Genomic DNA, 1761 nt, shown 5'->3' on the forward strand with positions numbered 1-1761 from the left:
CGCACCTCGCCAGGCGGCCGCGGTCATCGACCAACTCACCGCCTGGACCGGCGAAGACACAGGCAGCGCGGGCTGGTTCGCCGACTTCGTCTCCCCCGGGCCCGAGCGGCTGCGCGGCGAGCTGGACGCCGCCGCCCTGCGCGCAACCGCCGCCGTCGCGGACTTCCGCGACTGGCTGCGCGACACCTACGCGCCCGCCACCGCCGACACCCCCGACGCTGTCGGCCGGGAGCGCTACCGGCTCGCCGTGCGCCACCACACCGGCGCCGACGTCGACCTGGACGAGGCCTACGCGTGGGCCTGGGACGAGTTCCACCGGACCGCGGCCGAGATGCGCGCCGAGGCCGAACGCGTCCTGCCCGGCGCGGGCGCCCTCGCCGCGATGCGGCACCTGGAGGAGCACGGCCACGCGGTCAAGGGCGAGGAGGCGATCCGCGACTGGCTGCAGTCGGTCATGGACCGGGCGATCACCGCCCTCGATGGCACCCACTTCGACATCTCCGGACCGCTGCGCCGGGTGGAGTCCCGGATCGCCCCGGCGGGCAGTGCCGCCTCGCCGTACTACTCCGGTCCCAGCCTGGACTTCAGCCGCCCTGGCCGCACCTACTTCCCCACCCTCGGCCGGGAGTCATTCCCGACCTGGCAGCTCGTCAGCGTCTGGTACCACGAGGGCGTTCCCGGCCACCACCTGCAACTCGCCCAGTGGGTAGCGCTCGCCGACCGGCTCAGCCGCTACCAGACCACCCTCGGCATGGTCAGCGCCAACACCGAGGGCTGGGCCCTGTACGCCGAACGGCTCATGGACGACCTGGGCTTCCTCACCGACCCCGCCCACCGCCTCGGCTTCCTCGACGAGCAGATGCTGCGCACCATCCGAGTGATCATCGACATTGGCATGCACCTGGGCCTGGCCATCCCCGCCGATGCGGGCTTCCACCCCGGCGAGCGCTGGACTCCCGAGCTCGCCACGGAGTTCATGGCCACGTACAACGGCAGCCCTGCCGAACTGCGCGACAGCGAGATCGTCCGCTACCTCGGCTGGCCCGGCCAGGCCATCGGCTACAAGCTTGGCGAACGTGCCTGGCTGCGGGGGCGTGACGCCGCCCGCAGCCGGCAGGGCGCCGCGTTCGACCTCAAGACCTGGCACATGAAGGCACTCGCCCTGGGCTCACTCGGCCTCGACGACCTGGTCGACCAACTCGCCACACTCTAGGCCCACCGGCGACGGGCACCGTCCCGCGAGACTGGGGACGGGCCCGTTCGCTCTCTCCGTCCGCCACCGCTTCCCCTGGATCCCTGCGGGACACGCGACTGCCTGGGCCGGGCGGGTGCGCAATGGTGCGACGGCTTTCGTCGCCACAGTGAGCCTGGCGCTAGCTGTCCTGGCAGCCGCAGGTCTGATCTGAGCGCGTGACGCGCGGGTGAGGAACGCGGGCGCGGGGGAAGCCGGCAGGGCGTGGCCTGCGGGCACATGCGATCCGGCGCCCGGCCGGTCGGCCCCCACGTTGCCCCGCAGCCGCAGTCCCAGCTCGCCGCGTGCAGAGAAGGCCCCGCGGGAGGGGTGGCCGCCTGTGGGCGGTTGGGGGTTTAGGCGGCCTCGGGAAGCGAGGTGCGGCGGGTCGGGCCGAAGACGTGGTCGAAGGCGAGGGCGCGGTCGGTGGGGACGAGGAGGTAGGGCGCGCCGGAGCCGGCGGCGGTCTGAGGCCCGTCGATGCCCGTGCCGAGGGCGTCGCTGGGGGTGAGCAGGTCGAGATTGTCGAA

At 73.1% G+C, this 1761-nt stretch carries 1 protein-coding gene; it reads left to right on the plus strand.

Annotated elements, in window-relative coordinates; genetic code table 11:
- A partial coding sequence (locus tag ABZ641_RS35955) for a DUF885 domain-containing protein (protein WP_359988658.1) occupies positions 1–1213 on the plus strand: 1213 nt, incomplete at its 5' end.
- Positions 1214–1761: the final 548 nt, after the last annotated feature.

The organism is Kitasatospora sp. NPDC007106 (assembly GCF_040634455.1).
Lineage (GTDB): Bacteria > Actinomycetota > Actinomycetes > Streptomycetales > Streptomycetaceae > Kitasatospora > Kitasatospora arboriphila.